General features: G+C 62.4%; 30 protein-coding genes, 2 tRNA genes and 1 pseudogene. 17 read left to right on the top strand and 16 right to left on the bottom strand.

Annotated elements, in window-relative coordinates; all coding sequences use genetic code 11:
* Positions 1–101: 101 nt before the first annotated feature.
* Entirely contained in the window at positions 102–776 is a 675-nt protein-coding gene (locus RS897_RS27430; RefSeq protein WP_315831853.1) for a TetR/AcrR family transcriptional regulator, read from the bottom strand.
* A 43-nt stretch (positions 777–819) separates the two neighbouring features.
* Here RS897_RS27430 and RS897_RS27425 point away from each other — a divergent pair, with 43 nt between their 5' ends.
* The 4 genes from RS897_RS27425 to RS897_RS27410 all read left to right on the top strand — a co-directional run bounded on the left by RS897_RS27425 (position 820) and on the right by RS897_RS27410 (position 3,597).
* Positions 820–1,545, top strand: coding sequence for an SDR family oxidoreductase (locus RS897_RS27425; protein WP_315831852.1), 726 nt, complete (start codon positions 820–822; stop codon positions 1,543–1,545).
* A gap of 291 nt (positions 1,546–1,836) precedes the next feature.
* Positions 1,837–2,700 carry an aldo/keto reductase family oxidoreductase gene (locus tag RS897_RS27420; RefSeq protein ID WP_315831851.1) on the top strand — a complete coding sequence of 288 codons (864 nt, stop codon included), beginning with the start codon at positions 1,837–1,839 and terminating at the stop codon, positions 2,698–2,700.
* 77 nt (positions 2,701–2,777) lie between these two features.
* Positions 2,778–3,335 carry an MFS transporter gene (locus tag RS897_RS27415; protein ID WP_407654310.1) on the top strand — a complete coding sequence of 186 codons (558 nt, stop codon included), beginning with the start codon at positions 2,778–2,780 and terminating at the stop codon, positions 3,333–3,335.
* Positions 3,223–3,597 (top strand): aldo/keto reductase, encoded by a 375-nt coding sequence (locus RS897_RS27410; RefSeq protein ID WP_315831850.1) that lies wholly within the window; start codon positions 3,223–3,225, stop codon positions 3,595–3,597. The genes RS897_RS27415 and RS897_RS27410 overlap by 113 nt, the downstream gene beginning before the upstream one ends.
* Positions 3,598–3,709: 112 nt before the next feature.
* Here RS897_RS27410 and RS897_RS27405 read toward each other — a convergent pair.
* Positions 3,710–3,913: pseudogene (locus tag RS897_RS27405) on the bottom strand (hypothetical protein); the annotation flags it as partial.
* A gap of 93 nt (positions 3,914–4,006) precedes the next feature.
* On the opposite strand from RS897_RS27405, the gene RS897_RS27400 reads away from it, so the two are divergent.
* Together RS897_RS27400 and RS897_RS27395 are read left to right on the top strand one after the other, a co-directional pair.
* Complete coding sequence (locus RS897_RS27400) at positions 4,007–4,225, top strand: hypothetical protein (RefSeq protein WP_315831849.1); 219 nt, start codon at positions 4,007–4,009, stop codon at positions 4,223–4,225.
* Positions 4,226–4,437: 212 nt separating this feature from the next.
* On the top strand, positions 4,438–5,058 hold the full coding sequence (locus RS897_RS27395) for a hypothetical protein (protein WP_315831848.1): 621 nt from the start codon (positions 4,438–4,440) through the stop codon (positions 5,056–5,058).
* Positions 5,059–5,130: 72 nt separating this feature from the next.
* On the opposite strand, the gene RS897_RS27390 is transcribed toward RS897_RS27395, so the two are convergent.
* A tRNA-Gly gene (locus RS897_RS27390) sits at positions 5,131–5,204 on the bottom strand.
* Positions 5,205–5,509: 305 nt separating this feature from the next.
* Between RS897_RS27390 and RS897_RS27385 the strand changes: the two genes are divergently transcribed.
* Positions 5,510–5,773 carry a DUF3551 domain-containing protein gene (locus RS897_RS27385; RefSeq protein ID WP_315831847.1) on the top strand — a complete coding sequence of 88 codons (264 nt, stop codon included), beginning with the start codon at positions 5,510–5,512 and terminating at the stop codon, positions 5,771–5,773.
* A 139-nt stretch (positions 5,774–5,912) separates the two neighbouring features.
* Positions 5,913–6,113 carry a DUF3606 domain-containing protein gene (locus RS897_RS27380; RefSeq protein WP_315831846.1) on the top strand — a complete coding sequence of 67 codons (201 nt, stop codon included), beginning with the start codon at positions 5,913–5,915 and terminating at the stop codon, positions 6,111–6,113.
* A 27-nt stretch (positions 6,114–6,140) separates the two neighbouring features.
* Here the strand turns inward: RS897_RS27380 and RS897_RS27375 are convergent, their stop codons facing one another.
* On the bottom strand, positions 6,141–6,416 hold the full coding sequence (locus RS897_RS27375) for a DUF1488 family protein (RefSeq protein WP_315831845.1): 276 nt from the start codon (positions 6,414–6,416) through the stop codon (positions 6,141–6,143).
* A 232-nt stretch (positions 6,417–6,648) separates the two neighbouring features.
* A tRNA-Tyr gene (locus tag RS897_RS27370) sits at positions 6,649–6,734 on the bottom strand.
* A gap of 230 nt (positions 6,735–6,964) precedes the next feature.
* On the opposite strand from RS897_RS27370, the gene rlmB reads away from it, so the two are divergent.
* Positions 6,965–7,771, top strand: coding sequence for a 23S rRNA (guanosine(2251)-2'-O)-methyltransferase RlmB (gene rlmB / locus RS897_RS27365; RefSeq protein WP_315831844.1), 807 nt, complete (start codon positions 6,965–6,967; stop codon positions 7,769–7,771).
* Between the two features lie 82 nt (positions 7,772–7,853).
* Here the strand turns inward: rlmB and RS897_RS27360 are convergent, their stop codons facing one another.
* The 3 genes from RS897_RS27360 to RS897_RS27350 all read right to left on the bottom strand — a co-directional run bounded on the left by RS897_RS27360 (position 7,854) and on the right by RS897_RS27350 (position 10,058).
* On the bottom strand, positions 7,854–8,510 hold the full coding sequence (locus RS897_RS27360) for a hypothetical protein (RefSeq protein ID WP_315831843.1): 657 nt from the start codon (positions 8,508–8,510) through the stop codon (positions 7,854–7,856).
* A gap of 82 nt (positions 8,511–8,592) precedes the next feature.
* Positions 8,593–9,048, bottom strand: coding sequence for a hypothetical protein (locus tag RS897_RS27355; protein ID WP_315831842.1), 456 nt, complete (start codon positions 9,046–9,048; stop codon positions 8,593–8,595).
* A gap of 107 nt (positions 9,049–9,155) precedes the next feature.
* On the bottom strand, positions 9,156–10,058 hold the full coding sequence (locus RS897_RS27350; RefSeq protein ID WP_315831841.1) for a LysR family transcriptional regulator: 903 nt from the start codon (positions 10,056–10,058) through the stop codon (positions 9,156–9,158).
* A gap of 110 nt (positions 10,059–10,168) precedes the next feature.
* On the opposite strand from RS897_RS27350, the gene RS897_RS27345 reads away from it, so the two are divergent.
* Genes RS897_RS27345 through RS897_RS27315 form a run of 7 tightly spaced genes read left to right on the top strand, consistent with a single transcriptional unit; the run spans position 10,169 to position 16,815 of the window.
* Positions 10,169–11,110, top strand: a complete 942-nt coding sequence (locus tag RS897_RS27345) for an N-carbamoyl-D-amino-acid hydrolase (protein ID WP_315831840.1) — start codon at positions 10,169–10,171, stop codon at positions 11,108–11,110.
* A gap of 27 nt (positions 11,111–11,137) precedes the next feature.
* Complete coding sequence (locus RS897_RS27340) at positions 11,138–12,007, top strand: ABC transporter substrate-binding protein (protein ID WP_315831839.1); 870 nt, start codon at positions 11,138–11,140, stop codon at positions 12,005–12,007.
* Positions 12,004–12,858: an amino acid ABC transporter permease gene (locus tag RS897_RS27335; RefSeq protein ID WP_315831838.1), complete on the top strand. Its 855-nt coding sequence runs from the start codon at positions 12,004–12,006 to the stop codon at positions 12,856–12,858. The genes RS897_RS27340 and RS897_RS27335 overlap by 4 nt, the downstream gene beginning before the upstream one ends.
* 1 nt (position 12,859) lies before the next feature.
* Positions 12,860–13,624 carry an amino acid ABC transporter ATP-binding protein gene (locus tag RS897_RS27330; RefSeq protein ID WP_315831837.1) on the top strand — a complete coding sequence of 255 codons (765 nt, stop codon included), beginning with the start codon at positions 12,860–12,862 and terminating at the stop codon, positions 13,622–13,624.
* 35 nt (positions 13,625–13,659) lie between these two features.
* Positions 13,660–14,475: an ABC transporter substrate-binding protein gene (locus RS897_RS27325; protein WP_315831836.1), complete on the top strand. Its 816-nt coding sequence runs from the start codon at positions 13,660–13,662 to the stop codon at positions 14,473–14,475.
* On the top strand, positions 14,462–15,352 hold the full coding sequence (locus RS897_RS27320) for a polysaccharide deacetylase family protein (RefSeq protein ID WP_315831835.1): 891 nt from the start codon (positions 14,462–14,464) through the stop codon (positions 15,350–15,352). The genes RS897_RS27325 and RS897_RS27320 overlap by 14 nt, the downstream gene beginning before the upstream one ends.
* On the top strand, positions 15,349–16,815 hold the full coding sequence (locus RS897_RS27315; protein WP_315831834.1) for an amidohydrolase family protein: 1,467 nt from the start codon (positions 15,349–15,351) through the stop codon (positions 16,813–16,815). The genes RS897_RS27320 and RS897_RS27315 overlap by 4 nt, the downstream gene beginning before the upstream one ends.
* A gap of 103 nt (positions 16,816–16,918) precedes the next feature.
* Here RS897_RS27315 and RS897_RS27310 read toward each other — a convergent pair whose 3' ends face one another.
* From RS897_RS27310 to RS897_RS27275, 8 genes are all read right to left on the bottom strand, one after another.
* The gene (locus tag RS897_RS27310) at positions 16,919–17,197 is read right to left on the bottom strand and encodes a chorismate mutase (RefSeq protein ID WP_315831833.1); all 279 of its coding nucleotides are present in this window, start codon (positions 17,195–17,197) and stop codon (positions 16,919–16,921) included.
* Between the two features lie 7 nt (positions 17,198–17,204).
* Complete coding sequence (locus RS897_RS27305) at positions 17,205–18,389, bottom strand: M24 family metallopeptidase (protein WP_315831832.1); 1,185 nt, start codon at positions 18,387–18,389, stop codon at positions 17,205–17,207.
* A 49-nt stretch (positions 18,390–18,438) separates the two neighbouring features.
* Positions 18,439–19,221 (bottom strand): alpha/beta fold hydrolase, encoded by a 783-nt coding sequence (locus RS897_RS27300; RefSeq protein WP_315831831.1) that lies wholly within the window; start codon positions 19,219–19,221, stop codon positions 18,439–18,441.
* Between the two features lie 9 nt (positions 19,222–19,230).
* Positions 19,231–19,497, bottom strand: coding sequence for an aromatic-ring hydroxylase C-terminal domain-containing protein (locus RS897_RS27295; RefSeq protein ID WP_407654572.1), 267 nt, complete (start codon positions 19,495–19,497; stop codon positions 19,231–19,233).
* Complete coding sequence (locus RS897_RS27290) at positions 19,388–20,839, bottom strand: FAD-dependent monooxygenase (protein WP_315831829.1); 1,452 nt, start codon at positions 20,837–20,839, stop codon at positions 19,388–19,390. The genes RS897_RS27295 and RS897_RS27290 overlap by 110 nt, the downstream gene beginning before the upstream one ends.
* Positions 20,840–20,977: 138 nt before the next feature.
* A complete protein-coding gene (locus RS897_RS27285) occupies positions 20,978–22,084 on the bottom strand; it encodes an ABC transporter substrate-binding protein (RefSeq protein ID WP_315831828.1) in 1,107 nt (368 codons plus the stop codon).
* 16 nt (positions 22,085–22,100) lie between these two features.
* A complete protein-coding gene (locus RS897_RS27280; protein ID WP_315831827.1) occupies positions 22,101–22,970 on the bottom strand; it encodes an ABC transporter permease in 870 nt (289 codons plus the stop codon).
* 30 nt (positions 22,971–23,000) lie between these two features.
* Positions 23,001–23,801, bottom strand: coding sequence for an ABC transporter ATP-binding protein (locus RS897_RS27275; RefSeq protein ID WP_315831826.1), 801 nt, complete (start codon positions 23,799–23,801; stop codon positions 23,001–23,003).
* Positions 23,802–24,161: 360 nt separating this feature from the next.
* Between RS897_RS27275 and RS897_RS27270 the strand changes: the two genes are divergently transcribed.
* The gene (locus RS897_RS27270; RefSeq protein WP_315831825.1) at positions 24,162–24,968 is read left to right on the top strand and encodes a GntR family transcriptional regulator; all 807 of its coding nucleotides are present in this window, start codon (positions 24,162–24,164) and stop codon (positions 24,966–24,968) included.
* Positions 24,969–24,981 lie beyond the last annotated feature (13 nt).

Raw genomic sequence — 24,981 nt, 5'->3', positions numbered from 1 at the left:
TCGCGCGGCAGGTGTGTTTCATGTCCTCCTGGAGATGAAATTTCGCAGGACAAGGAGAGCCTGCGAACCAACATTCGCATTTTTCTTCCCGAACTCCTTGGTTATGCCGACTGTCCTTTCACCCTCGCTGCCTCCAGATAGCTTTGGCACATCAAAACGAGCTGACCTCGGTACGCGCAATCGGCATCAGGTGGTGTATCGCGCTGGAACAGCGAATGGACCGATCCCGAGAGGGCGTTCAGAAATGTCGAGTTCACCAGTGCCAAATCGCTGAACTCCGCGTCTGTGGCCGTCGCAAACAATGCTGCCGTCGCTGATCCGATGCGGCGGTAAACGGAATCGATCAATTCCCCACTGTCGAGTTCTGCCGCAACCTGATACAGCGCGCGCGTCTCGTCGCAGCGGCGTGTTTTGGCATTGAGATAGGCCGTCACGACAGCGCCCGACATGATAGCGATGGGCAGGCCACGGTGACTGCGGCAGGTTTCCTCTATCGCGTCCCGGATCATGGCAAGGTGACGATCGAGCACCGCATAGAGCAATGACTGCTTGTGCGGATAGTACTGGTACATCGTTCCGACGGACACACCGGCGCGCTTCGCCACCTTGGTGGTCGTCAAACGGCCCAAGCCCCCGGCCAGCAAAACCTGAATAGTTGCTTCGAAAATCGCGTCAATCGTAACCGCCGCGCGGGCCTGAACCGGTGTTTTCCGCGGGCTTAAGCTAGGAAGAGAGGCCACTTTCATAAGCGAATCCAAAATCGAACTTTTGTTCATATATAGATGCTGACCGGCAATTCCAACCACAGGAGCAAAATATATGGCCAGCCCCCCCAATCGGATCGCGCTCGTGACCGGCGCAAACAAAGGCATCGGTTTTGAAATCGCGCGTGGGATCGCCCGATCTGGTGCGCTCGTTCTACTCGGCGCGCGCGATACGGCGCGCGGCAAGGCAGCTGCCGACGCGCTTGTCGGCGAGGGACTCAGCGTGGTTCCGATCCAGCTCGACATCGTGGATACCACAAGCGTAGCGGGCGCGGCCGCGACGATCGAGGCGGACTATGGTCGTCTCGATATTCTGGTCAACAATGCCGGCATCGCGGACTTCTCGGACGCCGGCCCCAGCACGACCTCGCTCGATGCCATTCGTCGGACTTTCGAGACGAATTTCTTCGGCGCGTTCATCGTCACGCAGGCGATGTTGCCGCTTCTCCACAAGTCGGACGCCGGGCGGATCGTCAACATGTCGAGCAGCCTCGGATCGCTGACGATCAACGGCGCCCCTGATCTGCTGGGCCGTTTCCTGGGCTATAATGCGTCCAAGGCGGCACTTAACATGCTCACTGTACAGCTCACCGCTGAGCTGAAGGACAAGAATATCATTGCCAATTCGGTGTGCCCTGGCTTCGTCAAGACGGACCTCAACGGTCATCGTGGGCACATGACCCCGGCGGAGGGCGCCTCGGAAGCTGTCCGGCTTGCCCTGCAAGCGGATGGCGAGATTGCAGGACAGTTCCGCAACGCGGACGGCATTGTGCCGTGGTGAAGGTGCGCGGCGCGACCGTCGGTATCTAGTACCCACTTTTGATCAAACGTGATTCAGAATCGGTGGGCACGTACAGTGTTTGCTCGTGTCACTTGGCTATGATTCCGGGTACTAGCGTATCGGGATTTCTCGGCAGTTGCCCTTGCCGTGGGACGCCGAGACCTTCCGCAACAGAGGCGCTCGCATTTTGGGTGACGGCGATCCCTCCGGTCGCCGTCACGCCGCAAATGCACACCGAACCGCAGGGCTCACCCGTTTGCACGGGCTCCAGCAGAATTGGATTGAACGAATATGCTCAATAACAGCAGCACATACTCGCTCGGTGACCGGATCGTAAAGCGGATCGGCTACGGCGCAATGCAACTCGCCGGTCCACAGGCATTCGGGCCGCCCAAGGATCGAAAGGCGGCGGTGGCGCTGTTACGCGAGGCGATCGCGCTGGGCGTCAATCATATCGACACCAGCGATTATTACGGCCCCCACGTCACGAACGAGATCATCCGGGAGGCGCTGCATCCCTATGCCGATGATCTGGTGATCGTGACGAAGGTGGGTGCCCGTCGCGGTCACGACGCGTCTTGGTTGCCCGCGATGTCGGCTGCGGAACTGACACAAGCGGTTCATGACAACCTGCGTAATCTTGGCCGCGATGTGCTCGACATCGTCAATATTCGCGCCATGTTCAGCATGATGGGACCTGCCGAGGGTTCGATCGAGGAAGCTGTGGCCGCCATGGCGGAGCTTCAGCAGCAGGGATTGGTTCGCCATATCGGCGTCAGCAACGTCACGTCCAAGCAAGCGGCGGAGGCGCGCACCATCGTCAGCATCGTGTGCGTGCAGAACATGTACAACATCGCGCATCGAGGTGACGATACGATGATCGACGCCCTGGCCCGGGACGACATCGCCTATGTCCCCTTTTTCCCGCTGGGCGGATTTTCGCCGCTGCAATCGGCAGTCCTGTCTGATGTCGCAAGCGAACTGAGTGCCACACCGACACAGGTGGCGCAAGCCTGGCTCTTGCGCCGGTCCCCCAATATCCTGCTGATCCCGGGCACATCGTCCGCCGCTCATTTGCGCGAGAATCTCGCCGTAAGCGAACTGGATCTGCCGACTGAAGCGGTCGTGGCGTTGAACGGCATCGCCGGCGGCTAGGTTCGCTGTCCATTATTCGACCATTGGGGGATGGCGCTCATTTCGCAGTGACTCAGTCGCGCGGTCAAGGAATGACCATGACAACAAATACCATGCCGGAGGCCCATGTTGCAGGGCTGCAAGACGAACCCGCGGCTGCCTGGAGCGCAATCTATGCGATCTCGCTCTGCACCTTCGTGCTGATCGCCTCCGAATTCCTGCCGATGAGCCTGCTTAGCCCGATCGCGCACGACCTCGGACTGACCGAGGGCCAGGCAGGCCAAGCGATTTCTGTGTCAGGCATTTTCGCTGTCCTCGCCAGCCTGTCGGTCACTGCGGTCGTACATCGGCTAGATCGCCGTCATGTGTTGATCGGTCTTACCTTCTTGTTAGCGGTGTCAGGATCGGTCGTGGCCTTGGCGACCGCCTACCGGTTATTGCTGCTTGGACGAGCATTGCTTGGTATTTCGATTGGCGGCTTCTGGGCGCTGCCTGCTGCAAGTGTCATGCGCCTTGTTCCCGCGCGGCTGGGTCGGCAGACCGATGGCGCAGGTGGCGCTCGCCTGGGTCGCGAACCGGCCCGGCGTGTCATCGGTGCTGATCGGCGCAAGCAGGGAGGAGCAGCTACGGAAGAACGTCACAGCGCTCGACATTGAGCTGTCGACCGAACAGAAATCGCGCCTGGAGGCCGTGGGAGCACTGCCCATGCTCAACCCCTATTTCATCTTCGGTCTGCCACGCGGTCGCATCTTCAGCGGGCATTCGGTCGAGACGTGGGAGCAGCGACGAATGCAGACAGAGCTGACGGGCGTTCAGCAGGCCTCAGATCCGCGTGCCATGCCTCTCGGTGCCTTCGTTGCAGATGTAATCCGGCTGCTTGAACGAGGCGAACACCCCGGGGGGAGAAATCCTGCTTGAACGTGATCGGGCGCGCCGGTGGGCGGAGCGGGACGGCACCTATGCCGACATCTTTGCCGCAATGAATCTGACGTAACAGGATTTGAGAAGTTTGGGCCGAAGCCCGGGTTCACTATCGCCGCCACATTTGCCTATACGACAGCGACCAGACATTCGCTTCTCGCCTTTTGGTCAGAAATCTTTGGTTAGCGGCGGCGACGTTAAACTGGTCGCGCGCGCCGTTCGGGCGGCATAATCGGGGCCGGTCGCGATGCGGGATGCGCTTAAGGTGCGCGAACAACATTTCGACCTTCTTCCGGTCACGTCGGGAGACGAGTCACTCTGAGCTGCTGCCGGTTTGATGCACACCCGGTTAAGCTAATCCCACCTTGCGCTCGAACTCAGCCGGGCTGAGATAACGGATAGTCGAGTGCCTGTGAACTTCCGTCTTTTCATCGCCCACCTCCGGCTTTATGAAACACCTAATCTCGGTGTGCATCAAACCGGCAGCAGCTCACTCGGGACCGACTACGACAGCGCTGTCAGCCGAGCTGAGAAGATATTGCTGCCCGCTTTCGATAGCTGGCGCACCGGCGGCGAGAACGCCAATCCGGTCGGCATTGGCGTGGTAATTGGTACTCTGGACTGACTGTTCCACGAGTATCGCCGAACTTGGTCTCAGAAAACTGCAAAGCGGCTTCAGCTGTTGAGCCCTGGTCAATGCCGAGTCCATGAGACCGGCATCAAGATGATTTGCGAATACATCTTGCGGGACGGCAGGCGATTGGGGACGAGGCGGGTTTCGAGCGTCGATACAGCGTTCGTCGATCAGCTGTTCGAGAAGCTACTCTTTAAAAAAAAGTGAAGGGTGAAAAGGTCGAGCGCCGCACCACCGTCAATCACGCGATGAAAACCGCACGCAGTGCGTGGAATACAATCTCACGCGCGCAGCCAAGCTTGTTTCCACCGCGGAACCCGTTCGAGAAAATGGGCCTGCGATCCACGAAGCGGGAAACGCCACATGCAAATTTTGCCGAATTGGCGGCATTCCGCGCGACTGCGATCGAAATGGGCTACCCGTCATTGGCAACGGGTGTTCTGATCGGCTGGGAGTGGCTGCAGCGCAAGGCTCACATCTTCATCCGCTTCATGGCCGAGCACTATCGTCCGGACGCCCATCCGAACCACGTCTATGTCATCAACTACAAGACCAGCAAAGGCTCATGGGAACCGCTCTTCGATAAGAAGGGCAAGCCGCTCTATCCTCTGCTGATGGCTGAGCTAGATGCAATGAAGGCGCTTCGTCCGACTGGCGGTGCTACCGAATCTAAGTATTCGGGGCTGACGACATTGCAGTTGATGGAAAAAGGCCAGTGGTCGTCAGTCGCAGCGATGGGGAACTACCTGCACAACGATGACGAGGGCAAGCAGGAAGCGCAGATTAAGCGCATTAAACGGCGCAATCGAACGGCTAAAAAGTGAACGTTTGTCAGAATGGAAGCGCGCTCCTTGTCAGAACGGAAAGGTCTTGACGACCTAAGCCATTGAAAACATTGGAGCGGGTGAAGGGAATCGAACCCTCGTATTCAGCTTGGAAGGCTGCTGCTCTACCATTGAGCTACACCCGCATCAGGCGGAGATATGCAACGGATCGGCCGGCTTGGCAACGGTGCACTTTCGGCAGCGGGCTTGATTCCACTGGACTTTTTTCGCGCGATCGGTCGCATGCGGCCAAAAACCGTCTGTTTATTTGCCTCCCCTGGGAACAGGCTGGCGCAAGCTGGTGTTTAGGGCAGCAGGATCTCCCGAAGCTGTGACCCCGGATGATCGAACGCAGTCCGTTCGGAGACCGTCCAACGGGGGCAGTCCGGCAGGGACAGCCCGACAACCCGCGGCGAACTCGCCGTTATTTGGAAATTGAAGGAGCCTCACAATGCGCAAGTTGATTTTGGCGGCGACCCTGGTAGCGGCCTCCGCCGGCATGACGGCGATGTCGGCACCGGCGCAGGCCCGGGAAATCGGGTGGTGCGCGCGCACATCGAGCACTGGCTATGCCAACGACTGCATGTACTACACCTACGATCAATGCCGCGCCGCCGTCAGCGGATTGCGTGGCGGCTGCTACCGCAACCCGTTCGCCTCCTACGGTTACGAACAGGAACGCCCGCGCCGGCATCGCCGACACGCCAACTACTGAGTCGAATCCAAGACCGCTCTGAAAGGCTCGCGGCTTTAGTGCCGCGGGCCTTTCAGGCTTTATTAACGCCACGCCGAACCGGCCGTCCGCCCGTCTCTCCGATCGTGCTATTTTCCTCATCGGGGGATTGGAGACCAGCATGATCATCGCCAGCAATGGAGCTGCGATCGTCGCGCCTGAGATGGACGTGGTGAAGCCACCACCCGCCATCGACACCAAGGACGCCCAGGCGACCAACTACTGGGCCTACCGGCTCAGCGTCTCGCCGCAGGATCTGTTCGCGGCGATCGAACAGGTCGGGACCTCAGTGGCTGCCGTGCGGCGCCACCTCGGCAAATAACCGATCAGCGGCCGTACCCAGCATCGTTCAGCGGAAATCGATCGAGCGAAGAATGATCCCCGGCGGCCGGCCTTCGAGCTCGGCCGCATCGAATTTGCGGGTCGCACGTTCCTCGATCCGGTCGCGCAGCCGGAGAAACTGTTCCTCGCGCTGCGACGGTTTGAGTCCGGTCTTGCCATCAAGATCGTCCATGGCGGCCGAACTGATGGCGCAGGTCACTTCATCTGCCGCATTGGTCATCGTGAACAGAACGACGCCACGATCCTCGTCGTACCGCCGAAAGCCGCCTCGCACGAGTGTCATGTCTTCGCTCCCGTCTTGCCGACTATCGCCGCCTGCCCGTGCAGGCCCCTGTTGTGCAGGACTTTTGCAGCGCAGGCGCGTTCTTTTTTACTGGAACCCTGGAAATGGGGATCAAACGCCGGGATCAGGCTCGCGGTGCATTGCCACACCCTCACATCAGGGGTGCATCGGCACGGGCGGACCGTCTGGAACAAAAACGCCCGGGAACCGAAGTTCCCGAGCGTTTTCAAAATGGTGGGGGAAGAAGGACTCGAACCTTCGAAGTCATAAGACGGCTGATTTACAGTCAGCTCCCTTTGCCACTCGGGACACTCCCCCGCTCAGAACCGTCAACCTCGCATCCACCCCCTATCAATCAGGTCTTGGGGGTGGGATTGCGGTCAGGAATGACGGCAAAAAGCGAGCCCAGTCAGCAGATCCGCGACGGGCTCCGAATTGGCGCGTTTATGGGCGAAGCGCCGGGGTAAAGTCAACCAATCGCAGCATTTAATTCCCTGTTTGCTCCCCATCAAATTGCCAAGTTTGGACGGTCGTGAGACAAGCCCGCCATGAGCGACCGCGACCACAAGGCCCGATTCCGCCCCAAATCCCGCGACGGCGGGCGCAGACCCGCCTGGCAGCGCGAACGGGAGCCTTCGGACGGCCCGGCGATCCTTTATGGCTGGCATACGGTGACCGCTGCGCTGGCCAATCCCCGGCGCAAGATCCGCAAGCTGTTTCTGACCGAAAACGCCGCCCGGCGCCTGGCCGAGGAAAAGATCGAGACCCGGGTGCCCCCGGAACTGGTGCGTCCCAGCTTGATCGACCAGCGGCTGGGCCCCGACGCCGTGCACCAGGGCCTGCTGGCCGAGGCCGATCCCCTGCCCTCGCCCGACATCGACACCCTGCCCCAGGAAGGCATCGTGCTGGTGCTCGACCAGATCACCGACCCGCACAATGTCGGCGCCATCATGCGCTCGGCGGCGGCGTTCGGGGTCAAGGCGATCGTCACCACCGCCCGCCACAGCCCCGAGGCGACCGGCGTGCTGGCGAAATCCGCCTCCGGCGCCCTGGAGCTGGTGCCGTTCGTCACCGTGCAGAATCTCGCCCGCACCCTCACCGAGCTGAACGACAACGGCTTCATGACCGTCGGCCTCGACAGCGAAGGCGGCGAGAACCTCGCGGCTGTCGACCTGCAGGCGCCGCTGGCGCTGGTGCTCGGCGCCGAGGGCAAGGGCCTGCGGCAGCTGACCCGGGAGACCTGCCGCGTGGTGGCGCGGCTCGACATGCCCGGCGAGATCAAGAGCCTGAACGTCTCCAATGCCGCCGTGCTCGCGCTCTATATCGGCGCGACCCGGCTCGGCCTGATGACCTGACGCATTCAAACAAAAGCGCCCGCCTGCATAATGCGGGCGGGCGCTTTGTGGTGTGAGCTGACGACGTCGTCAGTGCATGCCGTCAGTGCATAAAGTGCGGCTTGGAGCCACGACGAATGGTCGGACCGGCATAACGCGGCATGTGAGTCATGCGCGGACCATGCATGCCGACGCGCGGGGCATAGAAGCGCGGCGCATAGCCATGGCGCGGCATCACCGAGCGCATGCCATAACCATAGCCATAACGCGCGGCACGATAGCCGTATCGCATGCTGTGGCGGTGGGCACGATAGCCGTGGGATCGGTAGCCGGAGTAGCGATAGACCACCGGCCCTTGCGCGGCGGGCATGCCGTCATAGTAGTGGCTGGTGGCATTGCCGTAGGGACCGCCGCTGTAGCCGTAATGGTAGCCGCGGTCATAACCGCGCCAGCCATTGACCGCACGCTCCTGGTAGGTCGGCGCCGGCGCGTAGTCGGCCGGTCCGCTGTAGGTCGGGCCCTGGTTGACGTAGTAGTATTGCGGCCCATACGCCCGGCCGCGGTACACCGGACTGGGGTCCGGCAGCCGTTCGTAGCCGTAGCTCTCGTTGTAGCCAAAGCCCGAACCGAAAACGCCGGAGGTGAAAAGGCCCCGCGAGCAACCGCCCGCATAATAATCGCCGCCGCAGGCCATCGCCGGCGCGGCACTTGCGGCCATCACGGCCAAGGCCGCGGCCAATCCTGTGATCGTCTTACGCATGTTACGCTCTCTCCTGTTACTCGTTTTATTTATGTCGTTGACGTCTCTTGTCGCATCGCTCGAATAAATCGGTGCCCGCCTTTCAGAATCTTTTGCCGCCGTGCGGGCGATCAGGACGTCCGCGCCCGTCGAACTGCGGCGCGACGATGACGGGTGGCGGGTATTGCGGAATTTGCATTTGCGGCGGCGCCGACTGGGCGGACCAGGAGCGGCTAAAACTCTCCGCTTCCGGCGGCAGCGCCCGGTTTGCCGGCGGCTCGATTTCGAGCCGGCCATAACCCGGGATCCGGCCGGCGCTCGGATAATAATGACCGACCGGCTTCTCGACGTAGGCGTAACCGCCGCCAACGATGTACGGCTGCACGTGGACGTTCTTGGAAAGGCCCCAGTTGCCTTCCACCATGGAATAGGAGGCGTCGCGGCCGTTGATCAGCACGGGGACCCGGGGGCGCCCCGGAATGGCGATGTCGAACCCGTCTTCGGCCATGGCCGGCAGGGTCGCTGCGATGATGATGGCGGCTGCAAACACGCTCCGCATGGATCTGGTCCCTCGATTGCAGGCCAGTCTAATCCAGTGCGTAAATCCACGGGTTAAAGCCGGCCAGCAATCTGTTGGTAAGGATAACGATCCGGATTCCGCAGCGTTCACAGGGGCGGAAGGTTAATCTGGCGCGCGCTTTCCGATTTGACCTCCTGCAGGAAGGCCTGCGCGGTGCGCGACAGCGGTCGGACGTCGGACCAGATGGCATAGGCGACGGCCGGGGTGCTGGGCCGGAAGCGCCTGACCGCGAGGTCATGTCGCGCGCCACGACTTGGCGAGAACGGATCGACGATGGCGACGCCGACCCCGCTCTCCGCAAGCACGCACGCGGTGTTGCAGTAGCGGACTTCGACGGCGAAACGATAGGGTAACCCGACACTCTCGTAACTTCGGCGGACGGCTTCGCCCAACCGTGTCCCCCGCTCCAGGCCGATCAATGGAAGCCCCTGCAGATCGGCCGGGGTCACGACATCAAGTGCGGCCAATGGATGATCCGGCGCGAACACGCACACCATCTCGCCTTCGAACAGCGGCTCGACACGCGCGTTCGGCAGCGCGCCGATGTTGAGCGCGAAGCCAAGCTCGGCGATGCCGCGCTCGATCGCATCGACCACGCCCTCGAGGCGGCGCACATCGAAAAAGACGCTGGTGCCGGAACGCCGCGCCAGAAACCGTTTCAGAGCGCCCGGCAGGATGCCGTAGCCGAGCGGAGGGGTTGCGACCAGCCGCAGCCGGCCGCTGCGGTTCTCGCGCAAATCCTCCAGCTTGGCTGCGAACGCATCGTGGATGGCGAACAGCGGATCGGCTTCGTCATAGAGGAATTTCGCCTCTGCCGTTGGGTGCAGGCGGTTGTTGATCCGCTCAAACAGCGGAAAGCCGACGTTCAACTCGATGGATTTGATGGCGTTGCTGACCGCCGGCTGGGACAAGCCCAGTTCGGACGCCGCCGCCATGGTAGTCCGATACCGGAATACCGCACGGAAAATCTCCAGCTGCCTCAGGTTCATTATAAGCCATCTGAATAGTCTGCCCGAAATTATCATAGTCCAAGTTATTGAATCCTGCACGGCAACGCGGGCAAGCTGGGCCCAACCGAGACGGGAATCAGAGACTGCGGATGACACGGATTGTCAGGGTGGCTGGCGCGCAAATGGGCCCCAATCAGCGCGGTGATCGGCGCGAGGACATCCTCGCGCGCATGATCCGTTTGCTGGAGCAGGCTGCCGACCGCGGCGCCTCACTGGTGGTGTTTCCGGAACTCGCGTTCACCACCTTCTTCCCGCGCTGGCTCTTGAGCGACGACGAGCTCACGCACTACTTCGAACGCTCCATGCCCAACCCCGCCGTCGCGCCGCTGTTCACCCGCGCTCGCGAACTCGGGGTCGGCTTTTACGTCGGCTACGCGGAGCTCACGCCTGAGGGACAGCGGTTCAACAGTTCGATGCTGGTGGCGCCGGATGGCGCCGTCGTCGGCAACTATCGCAAGGTCCATCTACCGGGCAGCGAACAGCCGCGGCCCGACTCACACTTTCAACAACTCGAGAAGCGTTATTTCGCGTACGGCGATCTCGGCTTCCAGGCGTTTCGCGGTCCCAAGGCGTGGCAGCGCGGCATTTTCGGCATGTTGATCTGCAACGATCGCCGCTGGCCGGAGGCCTGGCGCGAGCTCGGCCTGCAGTCGATGGAATTGCTCTGTGTCGGCTACAACTCCGCAGGCTACGACCCCAACGGCGGCAGCAGCGAAGACGCCACGCTGCGCACCTTCCACGCCAAGCTCGCGATCCAGGCGAACGCCTACATGAACGCCACTTTCGCGGTTGCCGTGGCGAAGGCCGGTAACGAGGACGGCTCCGCTTTGATCGGCGGCTCCTGCATCGTCGATCCCAACGGACTGATCCTCACTGAGGCAACAAGCCTGGACGACGAACTGATCGTTGCGGATTGCGACTTGGACCAATGTTTGCAGGGCAAAAGCAAGATGTTCAATTTCGCGGCCCATCGCCGTCCGCAGCATTACGGCCGTATCACCGCTCAGGTCGGCGCGATCGCACCCGCCTGAGCGCCAACGCCAGACACAAAGGACGACATGGTCGCGCGCACGGTCCTCCGCCTCGGCATCATCGCCAAGCTCGCCGCTTCTGTTGCGGCCGTTCTCACGACCCTGCTCATAACCCTGGCGACGGCCGGCGCGGCCGAGCTTCCCGCCGACATCCGGGCCCGCGGCACGCTGCGCGCGAGCATCAACGCAATCTACCCGCCGATGGAATACAAGGATCTGGCGAGCGGCAAGCTCGTCGGCCTCGATGTCGATCTCGGTGAGGCGATCGCCGACAAACTCGGCCTCAAGATCGTGTGGTCGGACAGCGCGTTCGAGCAATTGCTGCCGTCGTTGCAGACCGGACGGGCCGACTTTGTCATCAGCGCCTTGAACGACCGTCCGGAACGCCGTGCGAGCTTCGACCTGATCGATTATCTGCGGACCGGCCCGCAGTTCTATGTCCTCAAGGATAGCCCGGCGCAGGTGCCGACCGATCTCTGCGGCAAAACGGTGGGCACCAGCCGCAGCACATCGTTGCCGAACCAGATCGCCGACTGGAGCCGGCAGACCTGCGAGGCCGGCGGCAAGCCGGCAATCGAGGTGGTGGGGATGTCCAGCAATCTCGATGCCCGCGCCGCGCTCAAGCAAACGCGCATCAATGCCGCGGCACAAGGCAGCGAGACCCTCCCCTACGCCATGTCGCAGGATGTGGGAGTCTATCGTCCGCTGGGTGCACCATTCGCCACTGGCTATCAGGCGATTGCCATCGCCAAGACCAATCCGCAACTGACCGCGGCCGTCGCCGATGCGCTCGCCGCGCTGATCGCGGACGGCAGCTATCAGCGCGTGCTCGAAAAATGGAACCTCGGCGCACACGCGCTCGACACGGTGCTGCTCAACGGAGAGCCACGATCATGAGCGGACGGAGCAGCGGAGCCGACACCTTTCCTGATGTCTCGGGCTTCACCATAGCCCGTCCGACCCCCTGGGGACGATGGCTCAGCATCATTATTCTCGCTGGTCTGCTCGTTCTGCTGGTCAAGGCGTTCGCCGAGGGCCAGATCGAATGGCCGGTGGTCTCGCAATTCCTGACTGCGCCGGTGATCCTTACCGGGATCAGGAACACCATCATCATGGCGATCCTCGCCATGACCCTTGGAATCATCCTCGGCGTCGGGGTCGCGATCCTGCGCATGTCGGACAATCCGGTGCTGCGCGGCCTGGCGCTGGCCTATGTCTGGCTGTTCCGGGGCACGCCGATCATCCTGCAGCTGCTGCTGTGGTTCAACCTGGCGCTGGTCTTTCCGACCATCGGTTTTCCCGGCATCTGGGACATCCGAACGGTCGATATCATGACGCCGTTCATGGCCGCCCTGCTCGGCCTCGGCATCAACCAAGGCGCCTACACCTCGGAGGTCGTGCGTGGCGGCCTGCTCGCCGTCGACACCGGGCAACGCGAAGCGGCACAGGCGATTGGCATGACCGACCTGCGGGCGCTGCGCCGGATCATCCTGCCGCAAGCCATGCGGGTGGTGATCCCGCCGCTCGGCAACGAGTTCATCAGCATGATCAAGCTGACGTCGCTGGCCAGCGTGATCCAGTACGCCGAAGTGCTGCACAACGCCCAGAACATCTACTTCGCAAACTCACGGGTCATCGAACTCCTGATCGTCGCCGGCCTCTGGTATCTCGCGGTGGTGACGATCCTGACCCCGCTGCAGGTGTTGCTGGAACGCCGCTTCTCCCGCGGCCGATCGAGGGCCCGCTGACATGCGACCGATGGTTTCGCTGCAGCACATCGAAAAGCATTTCGACGCATTCCATGCCTTGAAGGGCGTCTCACTGGATGTCGGCGCGGGCGAAACCGTCTGCCTGATCGGCGCCTCGGGATCGGGCAAGACGACGCTGTTACGATGCATCAACCAGCTGGTGCAGCCCGACTCCGGCGCGGTGTGGATCGACGGCGAACTGATGGGCTACCGCATCGACGGCCAGCGCTTGCGCCCCCTCGACAAGCCGGCGATCGCACGCCAGCGGCTGAAGACCGGCATGGTGTTCCAGCGCTTCAATCTGTTTCCGCACATGACCGCGATCGAAAACGTGATCGAGGGACCGATCCAGGTTCAGCGGCGCGATCCCGGCGCGGCGACCGACGAGGCGCATGCGCTGCTCGCCCGCGTCGGTCTCGAATCCAAGGCCAGGTCTTATCCATCCGAGCTGTCGGGCGGCCAGCAGCAGCGCGTTGCGATCGCGCGGGCGCTGGCGATGCGGCCGCAGGTGATGCTGTTCGACGAACCCACCAGCGCGCTCGATCCCGAACTGGTCGGCGAAGTGCTGGCGGTGATGCGCGAACTGGCGACCAGCGGCATGACCATGATCGTCGTGACCCACGAGCTCGGCTTTGCCCGGGAGGTCGCCGACCGCGTGGTGTTCATGGATCACGGAACGATCGTGGAAACCGGTAGGGCGCGCGATTTGCTGGCCGCGCCCAAGGAAACACGGACCAAGGATTTTCTGGCGGCAGTTCTGGCCTGACACTGGGGGTGCGGCAAATGCGGAGGTGGGGCGACATGCGTGCAATTCTTTTGGTGGCTTGCCTGATGTATGCGGGGGCCGCGCAGGCCGGGCCGCCCGCGGAGATCATGGCCCGCGGCTCGGTGAAGGCCGCGGTGTCGCCCAACTACGCGCCGCTGGACTGGCGCGATCCGGCAACCGGCGAACTCACCGGCTTCGATCACGATCTCGGCAACGCGCTGGGCAAACAGCTGGGATTGACCATCGAATGGGTGCCCAGCACCTTCGAGCAGATGATCCCTTCGCTCGAGACCGGGCGCGTCGACGTGATCCTCTCGGCGATCACGGATCTGCCGAGCCGCCGCGGCACCATGACGTTCGTCAACTATTACCGCAGCGGGCCGCAGGCCTTCGTCCGGATCGACAGAGCGGCCGAATTTCCCAACAACGCGGCTCTCTGCGGCAAGACCATTGGCGCCAGCCGCAAGACCAATTATGCCAAGGAAGTCGCGACCTGGAGCCAGGCCAATTGCGTCGCCAATGGAAAGCCGGACATTATTTTCGCCGGCAATGACGGTCCGGCCGACAGCCGGCTGCAGCTCAAGCAGAACCGCATCGATGCCGGCCTCCAGGGCAACGAGACGCTGCACTACATGATGAAACTCGAACCGAATGCTTACGTTCTTGTCGGCGAGCCGCTCCGGCAACAACTGGCCGGGATCGCTTTCCCGAAGCGATCCGAAGCGCTGCGCGACGCCTTTGCCGATGCGCTGCGCACGCTGATCGCGGACGGGACCTATCACAAGCTGCTCGACAAGTATCAGCTCTCGACCAACGCCGTCAGCGAGGTGACGATCGATGCCGGACAATAACAATAATAACGCATGGGACGCGATCCCGTTGCGGCCGGCCAACGCCGCGGCTCCTGCACCGGTGTTTCCGTGGCCCGGCGGCAAGCAGGCCGCGATGTTCCTGTCATTCGATGTCGACGCGGAGAGCGCCTGGACCAGCAAGGATCCCGCTCATCACGCGCGCCTGGTGACCATGTCCTATGGCGGCTTCGAGGCCAGGGTCGGCGTGCCCAAGCTTCTGGAACTGCTGGCGCAGTGCGATCTGAAAGCGACCTTCTTCGTCACCGGCTGGTCGGCCGACGCGCATCCGGCGATGGCCGAGGCGATCCTGAAGGCCGGCCATGAGATCGGCCATCACGGCTACCATCATCTGATGCCAGATCCCGACGCACCGCTTCTGGTGGAGGAAATCGATCGTGGTTTCGAGGCCCTGAAGCGCCGCCTTGGCGTCGTACCCACAGGCTATCGCGCGCCCTTTGGCGAGAGCTGCGAGGCGCTGCGCCGGCTGCTGAAGGAGCGCGGCATCCGCTATTCCAGCTCATGGCGCGACGATGTCAGGCCGTATCGGCAGATCCTGGATGACGGCACGCCCGGCGTGGTCGAACTGCCGGTGACGGCGAGTTACGACGACTGGATGTTCGGGCTGTCCAATCGTTTCAGCCCGCGATCGATCTTCCCGAAGGAGCATGTGCTGTCGCTCTGGCGCGACGAGCTCGACGAAACCATCGACTGGGGCGCGATGGTCACGACGGTGCTGCATCCGCAGGTGAGCGGCCGCCCGATGCGGCTGCGGCTGCTGCGCGAATTTCTCGCTTACGCACAGAGCCGGCCTGAACTGTGGATCGCCACGGGCCAGCAGATCGCAACGCATTTCGAAGCCTGCGAGGCCGAGGCATGAGTGCGCGCAGCGACCGGCCAACCGCCACCACCCTGATCAAGAACGCGGACACCATCGTCGCATGGGATACCGAGACGAAAACCCATGTGTACCTGCGCAACGCCGACCTCGTATTCACCGGGTCGCGGATCAGTTTCGTCGGAGCGTCGTTCGACGGCACGGCCGAAACCACGATCGATGGCGGCGGCCTGATGGTGATGCCGGGCCTGGTCGACATCCACAGCCATCCGTCGACCGAGCCGATGAACAAGGGATTGATCGACGAACTCGGCAGCGCCGGCCTCTACAACTCCTCGCTTTACGAGTTCATGCCGATCTTCCGGTCCGACGCACAGGCCAAACCCGACTGCGCGCGGGTCGCCTATGGCGAGATGCTGCTCTCGGGTGTCACGACCGTTGCCGATCTCTCTTTGCCCTACGAGGGCTGGCGTGAGGTTGCCGCCGAAAGCGGCCTGCGGGTGTGCCTCGCGCCGATGTTCAAATCGGCGAGCTGGAAAACCACCAACGGCCATGTGGTCGACTACGATTGGGACGAGCCGGCCGGCCGCCGCGACATGGCGGCCGCCTTCGCTCTGCTGGACGATGTTGCGCGTCATTCCGAAGGCCGCCTCTCCGGCATGGTCATTCCGGCCCAGATCGATACCTGCAGTGCCGACCTGCTGCGCGAGTCCTTTGCGGAAGCGGTGCGGCGCGACCTGCCCTGGCAGACCCACGCTGCCCAGTCGGTGGTCGAGTTTCACGAGATGACGCGGCGCCACGGCAAGACGCCGATCGAATGGCTGCATGAACTGGGCGTGCTGTCGGACCGCTCCATCATCGGCCACGCCATTTTCCTCGACGATCACGCTTCCACCCGCTGGTCGAGCGACAGCGATCTGGACCGGCTTGCGGACAGCGGAACGTTCGTCGCGCATTGCCCGACGGTATTCGCCCGCCGCGGGATCACGCTGCGTCATCTCGGGCGTTATCTGAAACGCGGCGTGCGCGTCGGCATCGGCACCGACACCTATCCGCACGACATGCTGACCGAGATGCGGCTCGCCGCTTATCTCGCCCGCACCCAGGCGGTGACGCCGCGGGCGCTGAGCACCACCGACCTGTTCAATGCGGTGACCACCACCGGCGCCACGGCGCTGCGGTTACAGGACATCGGCCGCCTCGAGACCGGATGCCGGGCCGACCTGGTGCTGGTCGATCTCGACCATCCCATGCTGCAGCCGGTCCATGACTCGATTCGAAATCTGCTTTACGCGGGGGATTCACGGGTGATCCGCTCGGTCTATGTCGACGGCCGCCATGTGGTGGATCGCGGCCAGGTGCTGTCGTACGACTATCCCGCCGCCGCAACACGGCTGCGCGAAGCGCAACAGCGCATCGTCGGCCGTGCCACATCGCTGGACTGGGCGAGCCGTCCGGTCGAGACCATCGTCCCGCCGACTTACCAGACGCGGCAGAGCCACTGACCGCCGGAACCATGGAAAAAACTGCAAGCGCCCGCCCCGGGCGGGCGTCGGGATGATCATAGATCATGTGTTTGAATTTCTATCCGAACTGTTCGCAAATTTACTAAGTCGGTCGAGTGGATCCGCCGAGTCGCTCCGTGATGACCTGCTCGGTGATGACAAGAACGAGCTGTTGCGACATGGTCGGGTCAAGCCCGCTCTCGATGCAGCGGCGGACGAACCGCGTTCGCTGGCTGATGACTCTTTGTTCGTCGATCGAAAGTTGTCCCGTCTGTTTCTTGAGTGCACCGATTTGCCGAGAAAACACGAATCGTCGCTGCAGCAACGAAATTAATTCATCATCGATGCTGTCAATCGCCTGCTGCAACGCCGGAATGTCCATCGTCTTGTTACCCTGGGATCCGATTCCAGCCACGCGCGTGATCGCCAAAAGCTTCGCTGCCGTCGCTGGTGACAACAAGCGTATCCTCCAGCTTGATGAAACCACGCGTCGGGTGACGGACCGATGTTTCAACCGAAATCACCATCCCGGCTTCAAGCGGCAGCTGCGCATCGTCGGCGGGGTAAGGCAGCGGCCTTCCATGGGCCAGCCGCGGCGCCTCGTGATTCACCAGTCCGAGACCATGGACCGTGAAATCAATCAGGGAGCTATGTAAACTGGCTTTGACTGCCGCGTCGCCCGCCGCAATCAACTCCCTGCCCGCAATGCCGGCACGAACTGCACCGCGCGCGGCCTGCTGCACCTGATCAATCTCGGCGAGAATGTCCGCGAGTTCAGGATCGGGATCGCCGGCGACCCCCATACGGCAGAGATCACCGACATAACCCTTGAGGTTCGCACCGGAATCCAGCGACACGACATCGCCCGGCTGCAGCACCTGATCCGACGGCACCCGGTCGAAGCTCGCGCCGACCGCTATCTGGCAGAAGTTGAAATCGATACCGCGGGCGAACTGCTCGCGGCGCAGTTGCTCGACGATCTCGTGCTTGGTCATCCCGACCCGAACTGCGGCAAACGTCGCGACCATGGCATCGACCACTCCGTCGGACGCGCCGCGAACCAGCGCAAGCTCCTCCGGGGTCTTGATCGCACGCAGCAGTTCAAGCGTGCGATGGGCATCGATGATGGCCGCGCCCTCAAAACCCGCAGCCAGCGTATCCTTCGCATCTGCGGGTAGAAACCCGGCCTCAATCCCGATGCGTTCCGGCGGATGGCCAAGCTTGTTCAGATGCGCGATCGCAATCGCAATCGCGTCCATCGACCCCCAACCCTCCGGGGCGCAATAAGGCGTCCAGAGACAGCCTCGCTCGCGTGCCGCCTTTTCCATGACGCTGCCTATATAGAGCGCGTCCTCGGGGCGCGCCTTCGGATAGACCAGGATCGGCAGATAGCGGCTGGTTCCGATCGCCTCGATCGACTCAAAGAAGAAGCAGCGATAGCCCCCCAGCAAATACTGCACATTGTGCCGCGACGTTGCGAGGATGACGTCAAGTCCGGCGTCGTCCATCAATCGGTCGAGGCGGGTACAATCAAACTTCGGGAGCAAAATGTCTGTCACGGTTTCGTGTCGCATGGGTCAGGTCTCACAATGATGGAACAGACTGGCGCGGTTCGATCGCGGGTCAGGCGGCCTCGCGCAGGAAATCGATGACAATTCTCGCAACGAGATCGGGAACCTGGATCACGCCGACATGGCCGACGCCGTCGAGGGTCACGAGCCGGGCATCGGGGATGGTGTCGGCGAGCGCGGCGGTCGCCGCCGGCGGGATCATCCGATCCTCAGAGCCGGTGAGAAGCAGCACCGGTCTGGGGAAACGGGAGAGCTCCGCAGGCGCGGTCTGCGAGATCACGGCGCCGCGGCGGGTGCGCTTGTCCTCGCTGCGGCCGCCGGCGCGGAACATCTCGACAATCGACGGTCGCTGCCGGATGAACGCCGGCGGAAAGAACAACTCCGCGAGCTTCGGCGCATAGGCGGCTAGGTCCGCGCGGTAGGCAGCCATCTGCTTGATGCCTTCGGGATTGAATTCAACCGGGCTAATGCCAGCGCGCCAGGTGTTGCCAAGCACCAGACGGTCGACGCTGTCCGGATGCCGCGCGGCGAGCGACTGGGCAACGAGGCCGCCGAGCGAACTGCCATAGACATGCGCCCGTGGCAGCCCCAGGGCCGTGATAAAGGCTGCCGCGTCGTCGCCGAGATCGGCGAGCGTATAGGGCAGCGCTGGATTTTCCGTCTGCCCGCAATCACGCTGGTCGTAGGCATACACCGTGAAGTCTCCGATGAGACATTCAACCAGCGCGTCGAACATCGCATGGTCAGCCTCGTTGCCGTGCATCAGCACCAGTGGCGGACCGTTGCCGCGGCGCTGGAAGGCAACCGAGATGCCGTTGGCTCTGATCTGCTCCATCTCCGCACCTCACCCGAGCAACGTGGTCAGGGCACCGGCCAATTCCCTGGCCGGATCGACCGGCAGCCACGGCATGCGCCAGGCCACGTGACCATCGGGACGCACCAGCGCCACGCCGCGCGAACCGATGTGAATGCCGTCGCGTGGATCCGACCGTGGCAGCGCTTCAAGTCCGAGCGGAATGCCGGTCTTCTTCGACACCGTACGACCCGCCTCCAACCATTCGCCACCTTGTGGCCCGGTGACAACGACGAAATCCTGGTCGAACCAGTCCAGCGTCGACGTCTTGCGCGCGGGATCTAGCCACAGATGCGGGAAGCGCGCCCGGCCGGTCCGACGGCGTGTAGTAGCGCGGGTTGTGTGCTGGGGCGACGGTCCCGTCTCCGATCACGGCGCTGCCCTCGTAACTCAATCCCAGATTCTGGCCGATGCTGTGGGTGTGGTTGTCCATGTCGTCGACCCAGAACTGAATCCGATCCTGGTTTTTCGACCGCACCGCCTCCTCGATCGCGTCGAAGCGGTGGTGATTGCCGAGGCTGAAATTGGCATTGGACTGGGCGACCGTCCGCCGCTCCGATGAATAGGTGTCGAGCAGACGGTCCGAGGCCAGTCCCTTCAGCACAAAGGCAAGCTTCCAGGCCAGATTGTGGGCATCCTGCACCCCGGTGTTCATCCCGAATCCACCTGTGGGCGGAAAACGATGCGCGGCATCGCCGGCAATGAAGACACGACCTTTGCGGAAGGTTTCGGCGATCTGCATGCTGACGCGCCAGATCGAACGATTGATGACGCTGACATCGAGATCGGGCAACCCGACATGCCGCCGCGTCATCTCAGCGAATTCGCTGTCAGTCCAGGGGCGCTCGCGGTCATCCTTGGTGCCGCCAATCTTCATGACCGTCAGCCAGCGATCACGGCCGTTGGTATTCAGAATAGTGACACGCGGCTCGCCGGCGTGTTCAGGAACCAGGAAAAAACCTGCGGCATCCTGCGCAACGCCACCCAGGCTCGACAGATCGCCTTTCCAATAGTCGTTAGACATGACGGCGAGTGTCGCCGGTCCAATCATCTCGACGCCGGCCGCCCGGCGCATGGTGCTGGCCGCCCCGTCAGCGGCGATCAGATAGGTCGCGCGGCATTCCGTTTCCTCCCCGGTGTCCATCGAACGGGTGCGGACCAGGACTCCGTCATTCGTTTCCTCGAATGAGAGGACTTCGGTGTTGAACCAAATCCGGACGTTGCGGGCGCCTTGCAATTTCTTGAAGATTTCCTCTTCGATGGCGTCCTGTGCCACCACACTTTTCCATGCTGGCGTCTGCTCGCGGTTCGGCTCCGGGCGCGAACGCCCGTATTCATGACCCGCAACCGTCTGCATGATCGCAAAGGTATCGCTGTCGTTCTTCAGTCCGCGGTTGCGGATCGGCGCCTCGACGCCCCATTGCCGAAAGATTTCCATAGTGCGGACCCAGCAGCCCCGCGCTTTGGGGTGCTCCGTCGTGGCGGCGCTGCGTTCGGCAACAATGCAGCCGATGCCGAAACGATCGAGCAGCATTGCCATGGATAGCCCGACCGGACCGCCCCCGACGATCATCACCGACGTTTGCTGGATGTCCTTCATGGCAGTCGCTCCGCTTTTTGGCGCATGAGTCCGCGATCGGCGCCTCGTGCGCCGGCCTGGAGACTTTGCAGGTCTTGATGTTTGGAGTCTAAGACGCCTTAGAACCCGAGGAGTTAAATGCCTTGGAGCTTGAAAGTCTTAGAGCTCGAAAGTCTTGGCCTGGCGCACGATAGCCTCCCTGTCGAATGCGTTGATGTCGTCGATCATGTCGTTGGTGAACAGTTTGCGCGGGTCACCGATTTTGGCCGCAAGCTGCGGGTCGCTCACCGTCTCGCCGGTGATCGTGATCAGCGAATTCCAGTCCGTGATCGTGGTCGCGCCCATGCGCTGGTCCGGGTCGTTCGGGCGCGGCATCCATTTGTCCATCCGCTTGCTGAGCAGGAACATCATCTCGGCCCTCGCCTCCGCCTCGGATTTCGACTTCGGCCGGCTCTCGGGATACATTTCCCAATGCATATCGATGCACGGCGCGGGATTGGTCCGGGCGAAGATCGTCGATTTCGCGACCGCGCGCATGAAGCCGACCAGCTCCCGGCGTTTCTCGCTGACCATCTTCTTGCTGAAACCGAAATAGCCTGAGGGTGTCGCGGCAAACCCCGGCGTCAGCGGCACGTAACGCAGTTTGAAGCCGGCGAGCTCGACGCGAGCGCAGGCGGTGTCGAACGAGGCGATGGCGTCGACCTGACCGTGATGGAGGGCGGTGCCCGCGCCGCCGCCGTCGCCGACGGCGATGTAGTCCGTCCCGGCGTCGTCGAGGCCTAACTCCCGCAGCATGGTCTTGACCACGTAGCGTCCGATATCGCCCTGATTGCGCACGCCGATCCGTTTGCCGCGAAGGTCGGCGATCGTCTGATAGGGACTGTCGGGTTTGACCCCGATCGTGGAGGCGTTGCGTGGTAGCCAGCAATAGGCCGCGATCACCGGAAACGACGGATCCCTGGCAACTATGGGCAGAAAAATCCCCGGCGACAGCGACGCCAGCGTGGTTTCGCCGGTCGCTACCGATTGCATACCCTGCGACGGATTGGCGACGTTGACCAACTCGAAGTCGACGCCCTCGGCCTGGTAGAAGCCGAGCCGCGGATGACGTCCCGCGGACACGAAAATCTGTTGCGGATCGTTGATGCCGGCCGCGTTCGCAATCCGAAACAGCGTCGGCTGCTGTGATCGCGCTATGGTTGACGGCAGCGCTGCGGCCAGCGCCAGTCCCAATGCGGACTGTCCCAATCGTCGTCGGTCGATCATCTCGGTCTCCCCGGCGCTAGAGATTGATGGTGCGCTGTGTCTGCTGCTTCGGCTGCCAGTACAGCACCTTGTTTTGCAGTGCGCGAATAATCGCGCTCAGCGCAATGCCGATCAGAGACAGGATCACAAACACCGCAAAACTGCCGCCAACGTCCATGGCGCTATCGAGTTGCAGGATCAGCACGCCGAGGCCGGACTGAGCGCCAACGAACTCCCCGACGATGGCCCCGACCACGGCGAAGGCGGCAGCCATTTCGAGGCCGGCAAAAATGAACGGCAGCGCGGTCCAGAACTTCACCTTGGTGAAAATGTGCCAGCGGCTGGCGGAGAGCGAACGCAGCAGCTCAATGCGCTCGGGTTCGACCGCCTGAAATCCGGCAAGGCCGGTGATGAGCACCGGAAAGAATGTCAGCAACGCGACGATAGCGACCTTCGAGGCCAATCCGAAGCCGAGCCACAGCACGATGATCGGCGCCACCGCCACCTTCGGCAGGCTCTGGAACGCGACGATGAACGGCCGCAGCACGGCTTCCAGATTCTCGGTCTGGGAAATCGCCACGGCGAGCGCGAACCCGAGCCCACAGCCGACCAGATAGCCGAGCACGGTCTCGGTCATGGTAATGAAGCTGTGGTACCAAAAACCGTCGTGGGCGAACGGGCTGGTGGCCAGGCCGCGCCACAACGCAACAGCGATGTCGCTGACGGGCGGGATCAGCCAGCGCGGGACCTGGAAGATCCGCACCCCGCCCTCCCACAGCACAATGAACGCAACGAGCAGGATCAGCGACTGGATTCTGGGCGGGATCGCGCGGCCAGCTTTCGGCCGTGCCGTCATGTCCTCGGTCATCCCGCCCGCTCCCGAACTCATGGTCGTCATCTCGGACATCCCCTGCTCCACGATCAGGTGTCGGACCGCTCAGTCGAACGAGCCGGCGTGATTGAACAGTGTGCGAATTTCCTGCGTCCTGGCGCCGAACTCCGGCGCCGACGTCGACGCCATCGTCCGCGGACGCGGCAGGTCGACCGCAATCACTCGCTCCAGCGTCCCGGGTCTCGCGGTCATCACCAGCACCACGTCGCCGAGGAACACCGCTTCGGGAATCGAATGGGTGATCAGGATGATGGTCTTGCGGCTCTCGGCCCAGATGCGTTGCAGCTCCATATTCATCTGCTCGCGCGTCATGGCGTCGAGCGCGCCGAACGGTTCGTCCATCAACAGGATGCGCGGATCGTGCAGCAAGGCACGGGCGATCGACGCCCGCTGCTGCATCCCGCCGGAAAGCTCGCAAGGTAACCGATCCTCGAAGCCCTCGAGCCGCACCATCGCCAGCAACTCACGGGCGCGATGCCGCGCGGCAGTAATGTCGAGCCCGAGCACTTCGGCGGGCAGCATGACGTTGTCGAGGATGGTCCGCCACAGCAGCAGAATCGAACTTTGAAACACCACGCCGACGTCGCGGCGGGTGCCGCGCACCGGCTGATCATCCATGGTGACCGATCCGTCGGAATAATCGAGCAGGCCCGCCAGGATCCGCAGCAGCGTGCTCTTGCCACAGCCGCTCGGTCCGACGACTGAGACGAAGTCGCCCTCACGGATCGAGCAATTGATGTCGTTGAGCGCGATCAGTTCGCTCGCCGTGCCCCGACCGAACGTTTTGCGCAGCCGGCTGATCCGGATGACATCCTTCGGAGCTGTGCCTTGCAGGGCTTCGATCACATCAGCCTCCGGCTGCGGCAGTTGCCCACCCCAAAGCCGGTGTGCTGCCTCATTACGCAGGGATTGAGTTGTTTTAAATTAGTGATCGCGAATTTTTAATAGTTTCGCGAAAGTGTCAATAGGAATCTTTTTAACGGGTTATCTCGGCCTTCATTGTCCGGCAGCTGGGCTTCCCTTATCCAAGTCCATATATTCGCGATCACAAATGAGATAAATTGCGCCGAATCTCGTTCTCAAAGGCCTCCGAGCCGTCTCAGGTGCCCCATGCCACGCCCGCCCAAGTCCGATCCCGCCCCCGGAGAAGTGAAGGCCGCAAACAGCCGGACTCCGGATGCACACAGGCCGGAGGGATTTGCGGACATGACCGTCCAGGCCGAGTCGAACGACACCACCGAGAATTTCACTACCGTCGCGCAGCGAACTTACGACCTGCTCCGCGACGCCCTGCTGAATGGCGAGTTCCTACCGGGACAGAGCATCAGTCTGCGCAGCACGGCGGAAGCCTTCGGCATCAGCCAGATGCCGGTTCGTCAGGCGCTGAGCCGGCTGCAGGCCGAAGGCATTCTCGTGATGCACGAGAACCGAACCGTGACCGTGCCCGAAGTGACACCAGCGCAGATCGTCGAGTACCGCGATATCCGCATTGCCCTTGAAGGCCTCGCCGCCGAGCTCGCCTCGCAACATGCATCAACGCGCGAGATCGAAGAGCTCAAAGGCCATTTCGAGGCGATGAAGCAGGCGCTGCGGTCGGACGACATCCGGAGCTATATCGCCCTGAATCTAAAATTCCACATGTGCATCTATCGCGCCAGCAGTTCTAAAACGCTGCTGGCCATGATCGAAACCATGTGGGCGAAGATCTCCGCCTATAGCCGCTGGGCCGCGATAGGCGATGCCGTCGGCACACTGACCAACCATGCGCGAGCGCTGGACGGAATCATACGGCGTGATGCCATCATGGCCCGCACCGCCATTGTGCAGGACTGCTGCGATACTTGTGAAATCCAACTGCGACTGTTCGTGGAGCACCAGCGAGACTTCGCTAGAGCTGCCTCGCAAGACATCTTACCCGCGCACGACCGCGCGAAGCGGGAACCGAAAAGTGGTTCCTTGGGCAACTTGATCAGCTCCAAACGCAGAGGCCGTCCGCGCAAACTGACTGCTTGATTAGCGATCAGTC

Source organism: Bradyrhizobium prioriisuperbiae, from assembly GCF_032397745.1.
Lineage (GTDB): Bacteria > Pseudomonadota > Alphaproteobacteria > Rhizobiales > Xanthobacteraceae > Bradyrhizobium_A > Bradyrhizobium_A prioriisuperbiae.
The sequence above is the reverse complement of the archived record's forward strand: the minus strand, read 5'-3'. Positions and strand labels throughout refer to the sequence as shown.

Coding starts and splice junctions, on each gene's coding strand:
- RS897_RS27290 (WP_315831829.1), bottom strand. CDS start 20,839: ATGAAGGACATCCAGCAAACGTCGGTGATGATCGTCGGGGGCGGTCCG.
- RS897_RS27305 (WP_315831832.1), bottom strand. CDS start 18,389: ATGCGACACGAAACCGTGACAGACATTTTGCTCCCGAAGTTTGATTGT.
- RS897_RS27385 (WP_315831847.1), top strand. CDS start 5,510: ATGCGCAAGTTGATTTTGGCGGCGACCCTGGTAGCGGCCTCCGCCGGC.
- RS897_RS27310 (WP_315831833.1), bottom strand. CDS start 17,197: ATGGACATTCCGGCGTTGCAGCAGGCGATTGACAGCATCGATGATGAA.
- RS897_RS27285 (WP_315831828.1), bottom strand. CDS start 22,084: ATGATCGACCGACGACGATTGGGACAGTCCGCATTGGGACTGGCGCTG.
- RS897_RS27410 (WP_315831850.1), top strand. CDS start 3,223: ATGGCGCAGGTGGCGCTCGCCTGGGTCGCGAACCGGCCCGGCGTGTCA.
- RS897_RS27270 (WP_315831825.1), top strand. CDS start 24,162: ATGACCGTCCAGGCCGAGTCGAACGACACCACCGAGAATTTCACTACC.
- RS897_RS27420 (WP_315831851.1), top strand. CDS start 1,837: ATGCTCAATAACAGCAGCACATACTCGCTCGGTGACCGGATCGTAAAG.
- RS897_RS27325 (WP_315831836.1), top strand. CDS start 13,660: ATGCGTGCAATTCTTTTGGTGGCTTGCCTGATGTATGCGGGGGCCGCG.
- RS897_RS27415 (WP_407654310.1), top strand. CDS start 2,778: ATGACAACAAATACCATGCCGGAGGCCCATGTTGCAGGGCTGCAAGAC.
- RS897_RS27280 (WP_315831827.1), bottom strand. CDS start 22,970: ATGTCCGAGATGACGACCATGAGTTCGGGAGCGGGCGGGATGACCGAG.
- RS897_RS27340 (WP_315831839.1), top strand. CDS start 11,138: ATGGTCGCGCGCACGGTCCTCCGCCTCGGCATCATCGCCAAGCTCGCC.
- RS897_RS27355 (WP_315831842.1), bottom strand. CDS start 9,048: ATGCGGAGCGTGTTTGCAGCCGCCATCATCATCGCAGCGACCCTGCCG.
- RS897_RS27300 (WP_315831831.1), bottom strand. CDS start 19,221: ATGGAGCAGATCAGAGCCAACGGCATCTCGGTTGCCTTCCAGCGCCGC.
- RS897_RS27375 (WP_315831845.1), bottom strand. CDS start 6,416: ATGACACTCGTGCGAGGCGGCTTTCGGCGGTACGACGAGGATCGTGGC.
- RS897_RS27430 (WP_315831853.1), bottom strand. CDS start 776: ATGAACAAAAGTTCGATTTTGGATTCGCTTATGAAAGTGGCCTCTCTT.
- RS897_RS27335 (WP_315831838.1), top strand. CDS start 12,004: ATGAGCGGACGGAGCAGCGGAGCCGACACCTTTCCTGATGTCTCGGGC.
- rlmB (WP_315831844.1), top strand. CDS start 6,965: ATGAGCGACCGCGACCACAAGGCCCGATTCCGCCCCAAATCCCGCGAC.
- RS897_RS27360 (WP_315831843.1), bottom strand. CDS start 8,510: ATGCGTAAGACGATCACAGGATTGGCCGCGGCCTTGGCCGTGATGGCC.
- RS897_RS27320 (WP_315831835.1), top strand. CDS start 14,462: ATGCCGGACAATAACAATAATAACGCATGGGACGCGATCCCGTTGCGG.
- RS897_RS27350 (WP_315831841.1), bottom strand. CDS start 10,058: ATGAACCTGAGGCAGCTGGAGATTTTCCGTGCGGTATTCCGGTATCGG.
- RS897_RS27315 (WP_315831834.1), top strand. CDS start 15,349: ATGAGTGCGCGCAGCGACCGGCCAACCGCCACCACCCTGATCAAGAAC.
- RS897_RS27345 (WP_315831840.1), top strand. CDS start 10,169: ATGACACGGATTGTCAGGGTGGCTGGCGCGCAAATGGGCCCCAATCAG.
- RS897_RS27380 (WP_315831846.1), top strand. CDS start 5,913: ATGATCATCGCCAGCAATGGAGCTGCGATCGTCGCGCCTGAGATGGAC.
- RS897_RS27425 (WP_315831852.1), top strand. CDS start 820: ATGGCCAGCCCCCCCAATCGGATCGCGCTCGTGACCGGCGCAAACAAA.
- RS897_RS27330 (WP_315831837.1), top strand. CDS start 12,860: ATGCGACCGATGGTTTCGCTGCAGCACATCGAAAAGCATTTCGACGCA.